Below are 16,854 nucleotides of genomic sequence, written 5' to 3'. Positions count from 1 at the left end.
ATGAACTGACTAACCTCCCCCAAAAACAAAAACCCCTCACGCCTTACGGCGCAAGGGATTCCTCTATTAATACATCGTAATGTACTGATCGCGTTCCCATTGGTGAACTTGCGTGCGGTACATGTCCCATTCGATTTCTTTCAGCTCATAGAAGTGAGCCAACGCATGATCACCGAGTGCATCGGAGATGACTTCGCTGCGGATCAACTCGTTGAGCGCTTCCTTCAGGTTTGCAGGCAAGCTAGGGATGCCTTCCTCAATGCGCTCTTCTTCCGTCATCACGTAGATGTTACGGTCAATTGGAGCCGGGAGCGACAGCTCGCGCTTAACGCCGTCCAAGCCTGCTTTCAGCATGACAGCCAGAGCCAGATACGGGTTAGCCGCCGGATCCGGGTTACGCACTTCGATGCGCGTGCTGAGACCACGGGACGCAGGAATACGAATCATCGGACTGCGGTTACTTGCAGACCATGCAACGTAGCAAGGTGCTTCGTAACCAGGCACGAGACGCTTGTACGAGTTAACCGTTGGGTTGGTGATCGCGGCAAACGCGCGTGCATGCTTAAGAATACCCGCCATATAGTGCCGAGCCGTTACGCTCAAGCCAAGCTCATCACTCTCGTCGACAAACGCGTTCTCTCCGCCTTTGAAGAGCGATTGGTTACAGTGCATGCCGGAGCCGTTCACACCGAATAGCGGTTTTGGCATAAATGTTGCAATCAGTCCATGCTGACGAGCGATCGTCTTCACTACCAATTTAAACGTTTGAATCTGGTCAGCTGCTTTAATCGCATCTGCATATTTGAAATCGATTTCGTGCTGGCCGGGAGCAACCTCATGATGAGAAGCTTCGATTTCGAAGCCCATCTCTTCCAGTGTCAATACGATATCGCGGCGGCAGTTCTCGCCAAGATCCGTAGGCGCGAGGTCAAAGTATCCACCTTGGTCATTGAGCTCCATGGTCGGGTTGCCTTTTTCATCGGTTTTGAACAGGAAGAATTCAGGCTCCGGACCGACATTCATGGAAGTGAAGCCCATCTCTTCGGCTTCTTTCAGCGCTCTCTTCAGAATGCCGCGCGGATCTCCTGCAAACTGTGTGCCGTCAGGCATGTAGACATCACAGATCAGACGCGCAACGCGATCCTCGGATACCCAAGGGAAAATCATGAAGGTATCCAGGTCCGGGTACAGGTACATATCGGATTCTTCGATCCGTACATAACCTTCGATGGATGAACCGTCGAACATCATTTTATTATCAAGCGCTTTAGGCAGCTGGCTGACAGGAATTTCAACGTTTTTAATCGTTCCAAGCAAATCTGTAAATTGCAAGCGGATAAATCGAACATTTTCTTCTTTGGCAATGCGTAGAATGTCCTCTCTGGTATAACTCACTTTATCCTCTCCTTTTTAAATAAAAACTAGATTGAATGATGAATTACAGCATGGCAATCCTTATTTATTAAAAAACCGGGATAATTCCCCTTGAATCAATGAAACCTGACCCGGTCTTTTAGCGGTAATCAATTCCTGCTTCAGCAAACGTCGCAACTGGGATTCAGACATCTCACGGCGTCTGTTCTCGGTATCAGGAGTAATGACGGTAGCCTCTTCTGACTCCTTCGTGACAGGGTTCATTACTTGCTTAATGCCGGCGATATTAACACCTTTTTCAATCAAAGCCTTAATCTCTAGCAGTCGCTCCACATCATTGAAGGAAAACAGGCGTTGGTTGCCCGACGTACGGGCTGGGACAATTAAGTTATGCTGCTCATAATAGCGAATTTGTCTGGCAGATAGATCCGTAAGCTTCATAACAATGCCTATCGGAAATAACGCCATATTCCTCCGAATCTCATCACCCATATCTCATCAACCTTCCAAGTGGTCTATTCTGATCCTATTGTACATTTCCTGATCAACCACGTCAACCGCATGTAAGGATAACTCACAACAATTTACGATCTTTCATGCTTTGGAGGGCCATAAGCACACCATATTTAACATGGGAGTAGGTTAAGCCGCCTTGCATATAACCGATATAAGGTGATCGGATCGGCGCGTCCGCTGATAATTCGAGGCTTCCTCCCTGAATGAACGTACCTGCCGCCATGATTACGGGATGTTCATACCCAGGCATATCCCAAGGTTCAGGCACCACATGACTATCGACCGCCGCGGCCTGCTGAATCCCTTGAACAAAAGCGATCAGATGATCCGCACCGGTAAACGATACAGCCTGAATCAAATCGGTTCGCTCATCCTGCCAGCCCGGCTTGGTTGTGAATCCTACCGCCTCAAACATCGCAGCAGCATAAATGCTGCCCTTAACCGCTTGTCCAACCGTGGATGGTGCCAGGAATAATCCCTGATAGATGCCTCTGGTCGTTCCCAGCATAGCCCCCACTTCTCGTCCGATGCCGGGAGCGGTCAGCCGATAGGCCGCCTTATCGACATAGGCTGCTTTACCGCATATGTAGCCGCCGGTTTCAGCAATGCCGCCGCCAGGGTTTTTGATAAGCGAGCCTGCCATCAGGTCAACGCCAACCTCCGTCGGTTCCAATCGCTCCGTAAACTCGCCGTAACAATTATCAACGAAAATGATCAAATCCTGGCGTATAGACCTGATCCGGCTGACCATGTCACCAATCTGCGATACCGTGAACGAAGAACGCCAATCATACCCGCGGGAACGCTGGATACCGATCACCTTAGTTGAAGGCGTGATGGCCCTCTCTACCCGCTCCCAATCAATCTCCCCTTGTTCGGTTAGCGCAACCTCCTGATAACCGATTCCGAAATCCCGAAGGGACCCGTTGCCGTCCCCGGGTTCGCCAATCACTTTATGGAGGGTGTCATAGGGACGCCCCGAAATATACAGCAGCTCATCTCCAGGCCTTAACACACCAAACAGTGCTGTTGAGATCGTATGGGTACCGGAAGCAAAATGCGGCCTTACCAGGGCAGATTCGGCTCCAAATACGTCCGCATAGACTTCATCCAGCACTTCACGGCCGCGATCGTTGTATGCATACCCGGTGGAAGCCGCAAAATGAAAATCACTCACCTGAAACTTCTGGAAAGCATCAATCACCTTCCACTGATTAAAATCAACAATAGCGTCGATCTCCCGTATACGCTGACCGATTTTGGACTCAATCTCACTGCTCAATTCGAGTATATCTTGCGAAAATCTTGCCATGACTAACTGCTCTCTCCTCTTATACACATGATGTCTCACATCTTAACATATATTTTTGTTGCATAGAACTCATCAACGTCGAGCCGCCCTGAACACGCAATATAAGCCCCTGTACAGGGGCTTATATTGCATTTCCTACCTATGCCTAAGATCCATTCTGAACGTAATCATGAAGCAAATAACCCATTTTCTCATAATCCGCTTTATTGATCCGAACCTCATAGAGGATATCATTCTCATCAAAAGACTGCTCCAGCACGTCTCCGACACGGTATACAACCGAATTCAGATCCCCGCGGTCAGCCGGAATCCGGAACGTCACGTTCCCTCCGGACAGCTGGTCCTGAATCGCTTCGCGTACCGTTTCCAAATCCTGATCCTCATACGCGCTGATCTTTAATTGTCCATCTCCCGTCGGCAGCATTTCCAGCTGGCCCGGCTCACAAGCATCCTTTTTGTTAAACAGAACGATCTGCGGTTTATCCGCCGCCCCCAGATCCTGAAGGATGGATTGAACGACAGCCATCTGTTCGTCCCGCATAGGCGAAGAAGCATCTACCACATGAAGGATCAGATCGGCTTCGTTGGCTTCTTCCAGCGTCGCACGGAACGCCGCTACCAGATCATGAGGAAGGTTCTGTATAAATCCTACGGTATCCGTAAGGACGACTTCTTTGCCGCTCGGCAGCTCCAGCACGCGTGAAGTGGGATCCAGCGTAGCAAACAATTGATTTTCAATATATACGTCTGCTGCCGTTAAACGGTTCAACAATGTCGACTTCCCGGCATTGGTATAACCGACCAGAGCAACCTGCACGGCCCCGCTCTTCTTCCGGCGCTCCCGATGGAGCGTCCGGTGCCGGGTGACTTCATCCAGCTGCCGCTTCAGATCGCTGATTCTGTCCCGGATATGCCTGCGGTCGGTTTCAAGCTTGCTCTCCCCCGGTCCGCGTGTCCCGATCCCTGCTCCGAGCCTGGACAGATTCTTACCATGTCCCGATAACCGCGGGAGCAAATAAGTAAGCTGCGCTAACTCCACCTGGATAATCCCCTCACGGGTCTTCGCCCGCTGAGCGAAAATATCCAGTATCAATTGAGTCCGGTCGATAATTTTTACATCGAGCGTTTCTTCCAGATTCCGAACTTGCGCACCGGACAATTCCTGATCAAATATGGCCGTTGTTGCGCCCAAGCCATCAATGGCCATGCGCAGCTCTTCGACCTTTCCTTTGCCGATAAACCACTTGGAATCCGGAACTTCGCGATTCTGCGTAATGACATCCAGCACCTCCACTCCTGCGGTTTCAGCAAGCTGAACCAACTCCTGCAGCGAGTGTTCCGGGTTTATTCCCGAGCGTTTAACCGCATCCGTCACCAAACTGACCAAAACGGCTTTATCTTCGATCTCTGTCCGGGTATCATGCGTTATATTTGTCATATAGCCAACTCCTTCTAACATTACGTCTCCTAATTTAACTAACCGCTGCTGCCCGCAATAAACATTATGATCCAAAGAAAGCAGCGCTACCCCTTCATTATGTTCGAAGACAAGCTTAAAATCATTGTATTTTTCCGTTTAACTTAAAGTCCTCCGGCCGCAGGGTCATAAGCTCCAGCTTGCCGGGATTACCGGTTACGTACTGATTCAGCAGCCGAACCGATTGATTCCTTATCGATTTCTCGATGACGTTCCGTACATAACGCGCATTACTAAAGGCGTGCAGCCCGTGATCCTTCTCCATCTGCAGGTGTTCCTTGAGCTTGCTCAGCGACTGCGGCATCAAGATATAGTCCCTCTCCTTCGCCATCAGCTCCGAAATCTGTATCAATTGATCCAGATTGTAATCCGGGAAGTCCATCTGGATCGGAAAACGGGAATACAGGCCGGGATTCGAATCCATAAAAAAATCAATCTCATCGCTGTAGCCTGCCAGAATAAGAATGAACTGGTTTTTATGATCCTCCATCGCCTTGACCAGCGTATCGATCGCTTCCTTGCCAAAATCCTTCTCGCCGCCGCGCGCCAAACTGTAAGCCTCGTCGATGAACAGGATCCCTCCAAGCGCTTTTTTAACCAGCTCTCTGGTCTTTTGTGCCGTGTGACCGATATATTCACCTACGAGATCCGCCCGTTCCACTTCGACCAGATGACCCTTATTAAGCACGCCCATCTTCTGAAACAGCTTTGCCACGATACGGGCGACTGTTGTTTTCCCTGTTCCGGGATTTCCTTTAAAAATCATATGGTACACATGACCGCCGCTTAATAAGCCTGCTTCCGAACGCATCTGGGCCACTTGAAGCAAAGCATAGATTTCAAATACCAGGTCTTTGATCTGTTCAAGACCTACCAGTTGATCCAGCTCTTTCTGTATTTCCTGGAATAGACTGTGCTGGGAAACAGGGTTTGGCGAAGGGGCCGGTTCGCGTTCCGGAACCGCACTGCTGATGAGTGGAGGTTCCGCGCTGCGGAGCACGACATTAATCTGCCTGGATGGCCGTCCTTCAGATCGGCCGTTAGCGGCCGTTACACGCCCGTTCATTGCTCCTCACCTCTTTATCCAAAGGGCTGACTATCTATTCCAATGTATTCTATTTACAGCCTGCTTATTAGAAGTTTCGTCCTCATAGGACACCCATGGCGATCAACAGCCGATCGGCCGTCCATTTCGTATACGCCAGCACTTCCCTAGACTTGTGTTTGGCCATCGGCAAAACGGTAGATTCCGTCAGCGATATAGAAGGACGATCATAACCAAGGGTTGTCGCAACCTCCATCGCCCTCGTCCCGTGATAGTCATGGGTTACTATAATGGCGGTCTTCCACCCATGCTCCTCCATTATTGCTTGGCTGAAGAGCAAATTCTCGTAAGTGCTCGTAGCTTCGTTCTCCAGGAAGATTTGTTCCTCGGGTACGCCCGCGTCGACCAAGAAATTTCTCATTCCTTCGGCTTCGGTAAATGGATACCCGGGCTTATCAAGGCCGCCTGAAACGATGAAGGTATCAAAACGGCCTGCATGGTATTCAACCAGTGCATGCTCAAGCCGTTCGCGAAGCCCAGGACTTGGCTGATCTCCCCACATGGAAGCACCCAAGATGATGCCGACATCCGCCTTTTCCGACGGACTGCTGACGGCGCTTTCGATCTTCCAATATGCATAACCTGACCATAGCACTCCAAGAACAACGAGAGAGAGCAGGGTAATCATCCCTCTCCGATACCATGCTCTCTTCTTGGTGCCTGCTCGTGGCAGACTCTTATGTATTTCCTGACGCATTATTTCTTCCTCCTGAACTCTCCGTTATGAAATAACTGGTCGCGATGCTTCAGAGACATCATAAAGTAAGGGAATTCATGCGCGTCGATGGCCCGAAGCAGATTCCGTGCGGTCACCTTGGCAAGCCTGTAATCATCCCGGGTAATGTCATTCCGCCCTAAGGCATCCTCAAGCTCATCTTCATCCAGCAGGAACACTTCACCATTTTTGACGACAACAACGTCCAAATACAGATCATCAAACCAAGGCACACCCTGATCCGTTACCCCTTGTTTCTTGCAAATATCGATGTACCATTGAACAATATTTCGTTTGTCATCAAACATGGCTGTCACGATGAAATGGCTGTCCTTCGGATAATACTGCAGCCATGAATAGCCTTTGTCCGCGATTCGGTAAGTATGACGGCCATACGTCTTCCACAACGGTTCTTTCAGGCCATATATGGTATATAACGTGAGATACCCTGTAAATTGCTCACATTCCACATACCGGGAAGTGAAGTGCCGGCGGGTGATACGGCGCCAATTCGCCCGATCTCCGAATTTACGTTTCATGGAACTTTTCCTCCCCATTCGTATTCCCAGCTTACCACATTTGGGTTTCACACTCAAAACAAAGAAGCCTCCGCAATCATGCGGAGGCTTTCAAAATCATTATGGACTGTCCTGGGACTCGTCAGATCCGTCAACCGGATCCGACGGCTCCACAATGGTTCCCGGTACCGTAGGAATATTGCCCGAATCGGTGTCGGTTCCTCCGGTGCCTGTGTCGCCATTATTAGATCCATCTCCTGAGCCATCCGATCCATCGCCAGGAATTTGACCATCTTGGCCATTCCCGGCTCCGTTTCCATTGTCAGGAGGATTCGTTCCATTACCATTACCGTTACCATTCCCATTTCCGTTGCCATTGCCTGGGCCTTCACCATTCCCTTTGCCTGGCTCGCCATTGCCGTTTCCGTTCCCGTTGCCATCATTTCCAGGAGGGAACTCATTGCCTGCTCCGTTGTCACCTTCATCAACCGGAGGCGGTTCCTGGGTGTCTCCCGGATCGGGTTCCAGATCCTCAGGCGGCAATTCCTCGGACACAGCCACGATTTGTAAAAGGTTCGAAGGTTCCGACTCATCGCCGGTAGATGGATCGAAGGCCGTCACGTAATAATCGTAAGTCAATCCTTCCATCGCACTCATATCCTCTATAGCGGTTCCTCCCAAGGAATCGAGAATGCGGGTGTATTCCGATTCCGACGTTTCCTTACGGTACACGCGGTATTGAATGTTGCCGTGAACCGGATTCCAGCTCAGTGATACAGTCTGAGTCTCCCCATTATAGGAGCCCGTCAAACCGCTGACTGCAGTTAATGTCGTTTCTTCTACAGGCGGCTGTACCGGCTCGGTACTCGGGAAGCTCTTGGCTTCATATCCCTGAACTGCCTTCTCCATCACTTTGCCCCATAGGGAAGCCGAAATCGAACTGCTTCGTTTAAGCAGATGCTGCCGGTCAGGGTTGTCATAACCCATCCATACAGCTGCCGTTAACTCCGGCGTATATCCGACAAACCATACGTCGCGGTTCGAGCTGACGCCCTTATAGCCGCTCTGCGTGGTCCCGGTCTTACCGGCTACCGGACGGCTGATCCGAGCATTTCTACCCGTTCCGTCCTCTACGACGCGCTTCATCATGTCCGTCATTTGCGAAGCCGTCGAAGCGCTCATTACGCGCTTCCCTTTGCTGCCTTTATTCTCAAACACAACCTTGCCTTTGTTATCTTTAATCTGTTTGATCGCAAAAGCCTCTTTAAATTCTCCGCCATTGGCAAAGGCGCTGAAAGCTTGTGCCATCTCAAATGTGTTCGTACCTGTATCCATTCCACCGAGGGCCAGGGATAAGTTCGCATCGCCTTCGGTCATCTTGATGCCGAGACTCTGAGCAAACTCAAATCCGGCTTTTACGCCGATTTGGTTCAACAGCCATACGGCCGGAATGTTCTCGGAACGCTGAATCGCTTCCGGCATGCCAATGGTCTCCGAGTAACCGTGCAGGTTGTTCGGACAGTAATTGCTGCCAAAACATTGCTTTTTATTACTCAATCTGGAGTCCTTCGTAAACTTCCCGGATTCCAGCGCCGGTGCATACGATACAATCGGCTTCAAGGCGGATCCCGGCTGACGACGGCTGTCGGTAGCCCGACTGAACCCGCCGCGCGTATATTCCCGTCCACCAGACATGGCTACGATACCGCCGGTTTCCTGGTTTATGATGACCATAGAACCTTCAACCGGCACGTCGTCCGGACTTTCTTCAAAGTTTTCCGGATTCTTGAACTCTTCTTCCATTGCCGTCTGGGCATTCACGTCCATCGTGGTGTAAATCTGATATCCGCCGATGTTAACGTCGTCCTCGGTAAGGCCCCACTTCTCTTCGGCTTCTTCCATAACATAATCGATAAACGCTGTATATTTCTGCTGTCTTTCAGGCGGTGTATAAGCATAGTCCACTTTCTTGGCTTCCGCTGCCTCTTCGGCCGTGATATACCCCTGCTGTTCCATCAGGGTCAATACGACCGCACGACGCTCTTTGGAGAGGTCAGGATTCTTAAGCGGATTATATCGAGACGGTCCCTTCGGCATTGCCGCAAGTGTCGCCATTTCCCATAAATCCAGCTTGTTCAGATCCGACTTGCCGAAATAACGCTCGGATGCGGCTTTGATGCCGTAATAAGGTCCCCCGAAGTTAATCCGGTTTAAATACATCTCGATAATTTCCTGTTTGCTGTGCTGACGCTCAAGCGCCAGCGCGATCGACATTTCCGTCGCCTTGCGGAAGAATGTTTTGTCCCTGGTCAGGAATATATTCTTCGCCAGCTGCTGCGTGATCGTACTTCCGCCTTCGACCATGGAACGGGCCATGATATCCTTTACCGCTGCGCGGCCGATCGACCACATATCCACGCCGTTGTGCTCCATGAATCGTTTATCTTCTGTTGCAATAAATGCTTGGATCAATTTCTCCGGAATATCCTCGTACTTCACGGGATCACTCTTCTGGAGGGATAGTTCGCCCATCAGCGCGCCATTACGGTCATATACCTTGGAAGTACCGTATGCGGTCAGCTTATCCTGATTCTGCTCCAGCAGCTTTTCACCGCTGATCAGGATGAACAAATAACCTGCAAGCGCACAGAAGATCGCAATGACGGCGGTGAAAAACAACGCCCATGCGATTCGCTTTCCCTTGCCCTTTTTCTTCTTCGCATTCGGTTTCGTGGTTTTGGATGTCTTCGAGTTGTCTTTGTTTTTATTCAACCGTGACATCTGATTATCTTTTCCAGCCATTTGTCCCCCTCCTTACTCCCTTGCGGGATCAAGCCTTCTGACTATAAGTCATGCCTCGGAAAGAAAAGAACAACCTTCTCAGGTTGCTCTCTGCACTCCTTATAAGCTAAACGAATTATAAACCAAAAAGTTTCAAATTAATCAGATGACGGTATGATTCTGCTCTTTATAAAACCATTCTAAAATCTATTGATCGCTGCTGTTATCCTGCATCAGGGACACATTACGCTGCGGCATGAACGTGGAGATAGCATGCTTGTACACCATTTGCTGACGGCCGTCGCTGTCAATCACGATGGTAAAATTGTCAAAAGCTTTGATCGTTCCACGGATCTGAAAGCCGTTTGTAAGGTATACCGTGGCCGGAATGTTCTCTTTGCGCAGTTGGTTCAAGAACGTGTCTTGGATGTTAATGGACTTGTTCATTAGCCGTACCCCCAATGGTTCATTTAGATTGTTTTGAAAATATATTCAAGATTTCAGTGAAACTTTCCTGCTATTATAGCACGGATTTTTTGATAGTTTGCAGAAAAATTTCCCGAGTCGGTGACGTCTACCCACTCGATGTCCTTCATGTGGCGAAACCAAGATAACTGCCGCTTAGCGAAACGGCGTGTATCGCGCTTGAGCAGCACGACGGCCTCCTCGTAGCTGAATTCTCCGCTAAGGTATGAAACGATTTCCTTATAACCCAGCCCTTGCATGGATACAAGTCCCGGAGCGAATCCTTTGTCCATGAGCGCCGCCACCTCATCAACAAGTCCCTGGCTCAGCATAAGATCAATTCGCTCTTCAATACGGTTATATAGCATTTGCCTGTCCATTGTCAAACCGACCAAGCATAAGTCATAGGCAGATTGCTTGGTTTGGGGCGCCAGCTGGGCCGAAAGTGGGATGCCGGTCATGTGGTATACTTCCAAAGCACGAACGACCCGACGTAGGTCATTAGGGTGAAGCCGTTCGGCCGTTTCAGGATCAACCTCTGCCAATTTTTGATGAAGAGCCTCGGCTCCGTGTTCATTGGCATAGCGGAACTGCTCTTCCCTAAAAACTTCATCCGCTCCGGTCTCGCTAAACTGATAGCCGTAGCACACTGACTCCACATAAAGGCCGGTTCCGCCAACAATGAACGGAAGTTTTCCCCGCTGCGTGATCTCGGTAATGAGCCTTTGGCTTTGCTCTTGAAATTCGGCTACCGAATAGGGGTGATCGGGCTCGTGAATGTCAATGAGATGGTGGGGGACGCCTTCCATTTCTTCGACAGAAATTTTGGCTGTTCCGATATCCATTCCCCGGTATACCTGCATCGAATCGCCGGAGATAATCTCACATCCGAATTCCTTCGCAATTTCAATGCTCATTTTGGTTTTACCTACAGCTGTCGGTCCTATAAGAACGAGCAGTTTCGGTTTGGTTTCATCTATCAATGGAAATCACTCCGTACGTTATTTTCGATTTTCCCCGTTCAGGCAATGTAAAGCCAAGCCGTTCAAACTCTCCGCTGGATCGCGCTTCCTTCATGACAACGGTTTTGCGCGCGACCCTGACCGCTTCTCTCACACTTTCCATTTCCAGCGGCTCCCCGTTTGCATAATGTCTCAAAGGATGGATGGAAGCCGATTCGGCGATCGGTTGACGGAACATCGGATCAAAATAAACAATGTCTACGCTCCGGTCCGGCAGCGACTTCAAATAATCCAAGTGATGGCTGTGCCTGACCTCGATTCGCCTCATCGCCTGATCACTGGCCTCCAGATGGCTTTCATAGGTCCGAAGCCCTTCTTTCAGCAGCGCATACAAGGGAAGCGAGCTTTCCAGAGCAGTGATCCGACTGTTCGGGCCGCCTTTGCCCGAAAATACCAGGGAGTCGGCTCCAAGCCCCGCCGTACAATCCAGTACGGAATCCCCTTCCTCCATTCCGGAAGCCTCCAGCATGGGATCGGGTTTTCCGCTCAGTACGCGTTTCAATCGGACAAACCCCATACTCGGATGAAATTCCATGACCGAGCCGTCCGGTCCGCTTAGACGTACATGTCCGTTCAGTACGACCAACACGTCGTCATCTCCGAACCTGCGTGCTAATTTTCGCAATGAATGACCGCCGCGCTGGACATAGCGGCAGCCGGTTTCCCGGGCTAAACTTATCGCGCGCTCCACAATGTCCGGCGCTTCCGCTTCTCCAGTTGTTATAATCATGAAGGTCCTCCTTGCTGTTACATAACGCGCTTAAACATTTTCTCCAAATCATAAGCCGAGAACGAAACCACAATCGGTCGTCCATGCGGACATGTGTATGGCTGCCGGCAGGCGCCCAAACGCTGTATCAACGTCATCGCCTCCTGCTCCGTCAGCTTCTGATTGGCTTTGATCGAAGCCTTGCAGGAACACATGATCGACGAGGTTTCTCTCAGCTTGGCGATATCGATATTGCGTTCGCTCAGCACCCATTCAGCCATCTCTTCGATAATGGCCTTCTCGTCGCCCTTGGGGAACCAGAACGGATGGGAACGTACCAGGAAGGTATGACCGCCAAAAAACTCCATATACACGCCAACCTTCTCAAACCAGTGCAGCCGTTCCTTCACCTTTTCCGATTCCGAGGGCGTAAATTCCAGCGTAATCGGCAGCAGCAGCTCCTGGGATGCGTCTGCCGGGTTGCCAAACTGTTCGTAGTAATACTCGTAGTTAATCCGCTCATGCGCGGCATGCTGATCAATCAGGTACAGCCCGGTATCATTCTGCGCTATGAGATAAGTGCCGTGATGCTGGCCGATAAGCGTGAGCTCCGGAAATGGCGGGATCTCTGGAGCCGGTCCTGAGGCCGCCTGCAGCCACTCTTTCGTTACGGCAGGAATTCCAGCATTCCCCCTGGTCTCATTGCGGTATTCACTGCGATAAGATGAAGCTGCTGCCGTTTCCCGCATTTGCGAGGTGGCGGATGTACCTGCTGCTCCGGACCCATAAGCGCGCTTGATATCCGGCTCAGACTGGGTGAAGACCTGCCCCTCCGGCCATGTCGCTGCATGTGGCGCCTTGAGAGGCATGTTTCCGCCAGTTGAAGGCTCGCCGCTTCCGGGGATCGCAATATCCCGTTCATTGCCGCTGCCGTTCGTCGAGGCATGGCCTTGCGCAGGAGAAAATTGCAGCTGTTCCTGGATATAGGCGTTGTCGCTTTTGCCAATATTTTGTTTGGCCGGGCGTGGAATCAGGATTTCCTGCTGCAGGACCTTGCGAATTTCTTCCTCCACCAAAGCGAACAGCTCTTGCTCTTTACTGAACCGCACCTCCAGTTTGGATGGATGCACATTCACATCAATCAATGAGGGGTGCATGGACAGTTGAATGACAACAAGCGGAAACCGGTTGATTGGCAGCAGCGTATGATAACCTCTCAAAATCGCCTGCATTAAACCGTAGTTCCGAATATACCTCCCATTGATGATCAGCGACATGCCGTTACGGTTTGCCCGGGTATAATCCGGGCGGCTGATATATCCGCTTAGCGTGTAGTCCATATTCTCCGCTTCAAACGGCAGCATCGCTTTGGCCGATTGGGTACCGTATATGGCCGCAATGACCTGAAGGGCATCGCCGTTGCCCAGCGTCTGCAGCAGCGAGTTTCCATTGTGCCTGAGCGTAAAGGCAATATCCGGCCGGGAAAGGGCCAGACGATACATATAGTCGGATATGTGCCCCAGCTCGGTTTGGATCGTTTTCATATATTTCAGCCTTGCCGGCGTATTGAAGAACAATTCCTTCACGAGAAAATCCGTTCCTCGGGGTGCAGCCGTTTCTTCGTTCACGCGCAGATGACCGCCTTCGATTTCGATCACCCGTCCGCGGCCATCCTGAGCATTGGACGTAACCAGACGCACCTTGGATACGGCCGCGATGGATGGCAGGGCTTCGCCCCTGAATCCAAGGCTGGTGATTTGAAACAGATCGCGGCCTTCAGCGATTTTGCTTGTCGCATGGCGGTAAAAAGCCGTCTCGCAATCCTCCGGATCAATGCCGGCGCCGTTATCCGTTACGCGAATGCTGTCCAGTCCGCCTTCTTCGACCGTTACGTCAATCTTGGTGCTCCCGGCATCAATGGCGTTCTCGACTAGCTCCTTCACAACGGAGGCAGGCCGCTCCACCACCTCACCGGCAGCAATCTGGTTTGCAATATGCTCGTCCAAAATCCGAATAATCCCCATCGTTCCTACCTCCGTTTCATTTCATTCCCATGCTAAAATCACATATCCTTCGCTTGAAGCTTCAGGTCATTCAGGAATTGCATGGCCTGAAGCGGCGTCATATTCATCACGTCCACGCCTTTAACGGCAGCAATGAGGCTCTTGACGGCAGGATCTTGGGAAGCTTCCTGCGCCATGGAATGCTGATCCTTGCCAGGCTTAACACTCGGTTCAGGCACTTCCTCCTCGCCAAAAATGGAGAGCTGCACCACGCCGCCCTTCCGGTCGGTACCGCTCAAGCTTTCGGTATACAGCATCTTATTATCACGATGCTCATAGACAGCTTCCGGTCCGCTTCGTCTCTCATCGGAAGGAGCTGCGGCAGCTGGCTGCTCGCGCTGCATCACAATCCCTTGCTCCGATGCCACCGCGGCCAGCGAGGCCATCTCCAGGCCCTGCAGGAGCCCATAGGCGCGGTCAATGATGCTGCCGGGCAAACCTGCCAATCTCGCACAGTAAATGCCGTAGCTGCTGTCAGCCGCGCCAGGGATCAACTTGCGGAGGAAATGCACTTTGTCTCCGCTTTCCTGAACCGCCATGGAATAGTTTTTGAGACCGCCAAGGCTTTCCTGAAGATGAGCGAGCTCATGGAAATGCGTGGATACCAATGCCTTACAGCCGATATGGTCATGCACATACTCAATCACGGCTTGCGCAATCGCCATGCCTTCACTCGTTGACGTACCGCGTCCCAGCTCATCAATAATAATCAGACTGCGGGGCGTTGCTTTTTCCGTCATGACCTGAATATCCGCCATTTCCACCATAAAAGTGCTCTGGCCGCCGATCAGATCGTCTGCCGCTCCGATGCGGGTAAAGATACGGTCCACCAGCGGGATAACCGCGCGCTCTGCCGGAACAAAGCAGCCCATCTGGGCCAAAATCGATAACAAGGCAACCTGGCGCATGTATGTGCTTTTTCCAGCCATATTCGGACCGGTAATCAGCAGGATCGAGGAGCCGTCCTTGCGTAAATCCGTCCCGTTCGCGATAAACGATGAATCCTTCATGACGGCTTCCACGACAGGGTGGCGACCGCCTTCAACGATATAATCATAACCTTCGCTCAGTTCCGGCTTCACGAACCGGTATTCCGCGCTGACCGCGGCCAGGGATTGATAGACGTCAATCTCGGCAATGCGCTCTGCGAGCTTTTGGAGCCGGTTCACTTGGGTATTCAACTTGTCCCTGAGCTCGGTAAAGAGAGCGTACTCCAGATCCACCATCTTCTCCTGCGCCTCAAGGATCAATCCTTCCTTCTCCTTCAGCTCGGGCGTAACATATCGCTCTGCATTCGCCAGCGTCTGTTTGCGCTCATACCGGCCTTCCGGCAGGGACGAAAGATTGGACTTCGTCACCTCGATATAATAGCCGAACACCTTGTTGTAACCGATCTTCAGCGACTTGATCCCCGTAGCGGCGCGTTCCTTGGCTTCCAGCTCGGCGATCCAGCGTTTGCCGCTGGTGCTCGCTTCACGAAACTCATCCAGCCGCTCGTGATAGCCCGGCTTGATGATGCCTCCGTCACGCACGGATACCGGCGGTTCGTCAACAATCGCATTCTCGATCAGTTCGCACAGATCGTCGCAAATATCCGTATCCTGAGCCACCCGGCGCAGCGTCTCGGAAGCAGACTGGGCACACAGCTCTTTTAAGGAAGGAATTTGTCTTAATGACAGCTTGAGTGCGTTCAAATCCCGTCCGTTCGCGCTGCCGAACGCAATCCGGCCGACCAACCGCTCCAGATCGTATATCTCTTTAAGCGCCATTCGCAAATCTTCACGCAGTATGTACTGGTTATACAAATGCTCAACAGCCTCCAGCCGCTCTTCAATCCGGCTGCGGGACAGCAGAGGTTTATCGATTCTCCGCCGCAGGAGTCTGGCTCCCATCGAGGTTTCCGTGCGATCCAGAAGCCACAGGAGCGAACCTTTCTTCGAACGCTCACGAACCGTCTCAACCAGCTCCAGGTTGCGTCTGGTGAACGGATCCAGAACCATGTATTGTCCCGGTTCATAGGAAGCAATCTGCGTCAGCTGCCCCAGCGACCGCTTCTGCGTCTCGCTTAAATACGAGATCAGCAGGGATATGCAGGCTCTTCGCTCCTCTTCCAGGCGGGCCCAAGCCGGCTCACCGAACTGGGTGCGTACCAATGCGTCCTCCCTACGATCCCATGCCGTATAAACGATGTTGCGGCTGCCTGGAAGCGCCTGAGATGAAATGATATCAAGCAGCACTGCATCCCCAATAATCTCGGAAGGCTCATAGAGGCCAATCTCATCCCGCAGCCATTCCTCCGAAGATGGAACTGACGTCACATAAAGCTCCCCGGTTGACAGATCGCATGCAGATAAAGACATCAAGCCGCCCGTTTCCGTGACACACACCATGTAATTGTTCGACTTGTCGTGCACAACCTTGCCGTCCATGATGGTCCCCGGCGTCACGACCCGAACGATTTCCCGCCGCACCATGCCTTTGGTGACTGAAGCATCCTCCATCTGTTCGCAGATGGCGACTTTGTACCCCTTCTCAATCAACCGCTGAATATAACCCTCCGCGGAATGATAAGGGACTCCGCACATCGGTATTTTCTCTGCACCGCCGCCTTCGCGGCCGGTCAGCGTAATCTCCAATTCCTTCGATGCAAGGATCGCATCATCAAAAAACATTTCGTAAAAATCGCCTAGGCGGAAAAAAAGAAACGCATCGCGCGCTTGTTCTTTGACCTTCAAATATTGTTCAATCATCGGCGTATATTTAGCCATGACGTACCTCCATTACCTTCTAGCTTGAC

The 16,854-nt window shown here is 51.4% G+C and carries 13 protein-coding genes; all 13 read right to left on the bottom strand.

From position 1 onward, the window contains the following. Positions 1–66: 66 nt before the first annotated feature. Positions 67–1,395 (bottom strand): type I glutamate--ammonia ligase, encoded by a 1,329-nt coding sequence (gene glnA / locus M4D81_RS28005; protein ID WP_194542052.1) that lies wholly within the window; start codon positions 1,393–1,395, stop codon positions 67–69. 60 nt (positions 1,396–1,455) lie between these two features. Further along, on the bottom strand, positions 1,456–1,866 hold the full coding sequence (locus M4D81_RS28000) for a MerR family transcriptional regulator (RefSeq protein WP_006209652.1): 411 nt from the start codon (positions 1,864–1,866) through the stop codon (positions 1,456–1,458). Between the two features lie 82 nt (positions 1,867–1,948). Continuing rightward, the gene (locus M4D81_RS27995) at positions 1,949–3,202 is read right to left on the bottom strand and encodes a methionine gamma-lyase family protein (protein WP_260068810.1); all 1,254 of its coding nucleotides are present in this window, start codon (positions 3,200–3,202) and stop codon (positions 1,949–1,951) included. 145 nt (positions 3,203–3,347) lie between these two features. Beyond that, on the bottom strand, positions 3,348–4,640 hold the full coding sequence (gene hflX, locus M4D81_RS27990) for a GTPase HflX (RefSeq protein WP_194542050.1): 1,293 nt from the start codon (positions 4,638–4,640) through the stop codon (positions 3,348–3,350). Between the two features lie 121 nt (positions 4,641–4,761). Continuing rightward, a complete protein-coding gene (locus M4D81_RS27985; protein WP_194542049.1) occupies positions 4,762–5,745 on the bottom strand; it encodes an AAA family ATPase in 984 nt (327 codons plus the stop codon). An 82-nt stretch (positions 5,746–5,827) separates the two neighbouring features. Beyond that, entirely contained in the window at positions 5,828–6,481 is a 654-nt protein-coding gene (locus M4D81_RS27980) for a YdcF family protein (protein WP_194542048.1), read from the bottom strand. Then, complete coding sequence (locus tag M4D81_RS27975; protein ID WP_071218240.1) at positions 6,481–7,038, bottom strand: ribonuclease FAU-1 family protein; 558 nt, start codon at positions 7,036–7,038, stop codon at positions 6,481–6,483. Before M4D81_RS27975 ends, M4D81_RS27980 begins: the two co-directional genes overlap by 1 nt. Positions 7,039–7,137: 99 nt before the next feature. Beyond that, the gene (locus M4D81_RS27970; RefSeq protein ID WP_260068809.1) at positions 7,138–9,819 is read right to left on the bottom strand and encodes a PBP1A family penicillin-binding protein; all 2,682 of its coding nucleotides are present in this window, start codon (positions 9,817–9,819) and stop codon (positions 7,138–7,140) included. A 186-nt stretch (positions 9,820–10,005) separates the two neighbouring features. Next, positions 10,006–10,245, bottom strand: coding sequence for an RNA chaperone Hfq (gene hfq, locus M4D81_RS27965; RefSeq protein ID WP_071218242.1), 240 nt, complete (start codon positions 10,243–10,245; stop codon positions 10,006–10,008). Positions 10,246–10,298: 53 nt separating this feature from the next. After that, positions 10,299–11,246, bottom strand: coding sequence for a tRNA (adenosine(37)-N6)-dimethylallyltransferase MiaA (gene miaA, locus M4D81_RS27960; RefSeq protein WP_260068808.1), 948 nt, complete (start codon positions 11,244–11,246; stop codon positions 10,299–10,301). Further along, positions 11,236–12,015 carry a class I SAM-dependent methyltransferase gene (locus M4D81_RS27955; protein WP_260068807.1) on the bottom strand — a complete coding sequence of 260 codons (780 nt, stop codon included), beginning with the start codon at positions 12,013–12,015 and terminating at the stop codon, positions 11,236–11,238. Before M4D81_RS27955 ends, miaA begins: the two co-directional genes overlap by 11 nt. 17 nt (positions 12,016–12,032) lie before the next feature. After that, positions 12,033–14,018 carry a DNA mismatch repair endonuclease MutL gene (gene mutL, locus M4D81_RS27950; RefSeq protein ID WP_260068806.1) on the bottom strand — a complete coding sequence of 662 codons (1,986 nt, stop codon included), beginning with the start codon at positions 14,016–14,018 and terminating at the stop codon, positions 12,033–12,035. A gap of 38 nt (positions 14,019–14,056) precedes the next feature. After that, positions 14,057–16,825: a DNA mismatch repair protein MutS gene (gene mutS, locus M4D81_RS27945; RefSeq protein WP_260068805.1), complete on the bottom strand. Its 2,769-nt coding sequence runs from the start codon at positions 16,823–16,825 to the stop codon at positions 14,057–14,059. Positions 16,826–16,854 lie beyond the last annotated feature (29 nt).

This window comes from Paenibacillus sp. p3-SID867 (genome assembly GCF_025142895.1).
Classification (GTDB): Bacteria; Bacillota; Bacilli; order Paenibacillales; family Paenibacillaceae; genus Paenibacillus_AQ.
The sequence above is the reverse complement of the archived record's forward strand: the minus strand, read 5'-3'. Positions and strand labels throughout refer to the sequence as shown.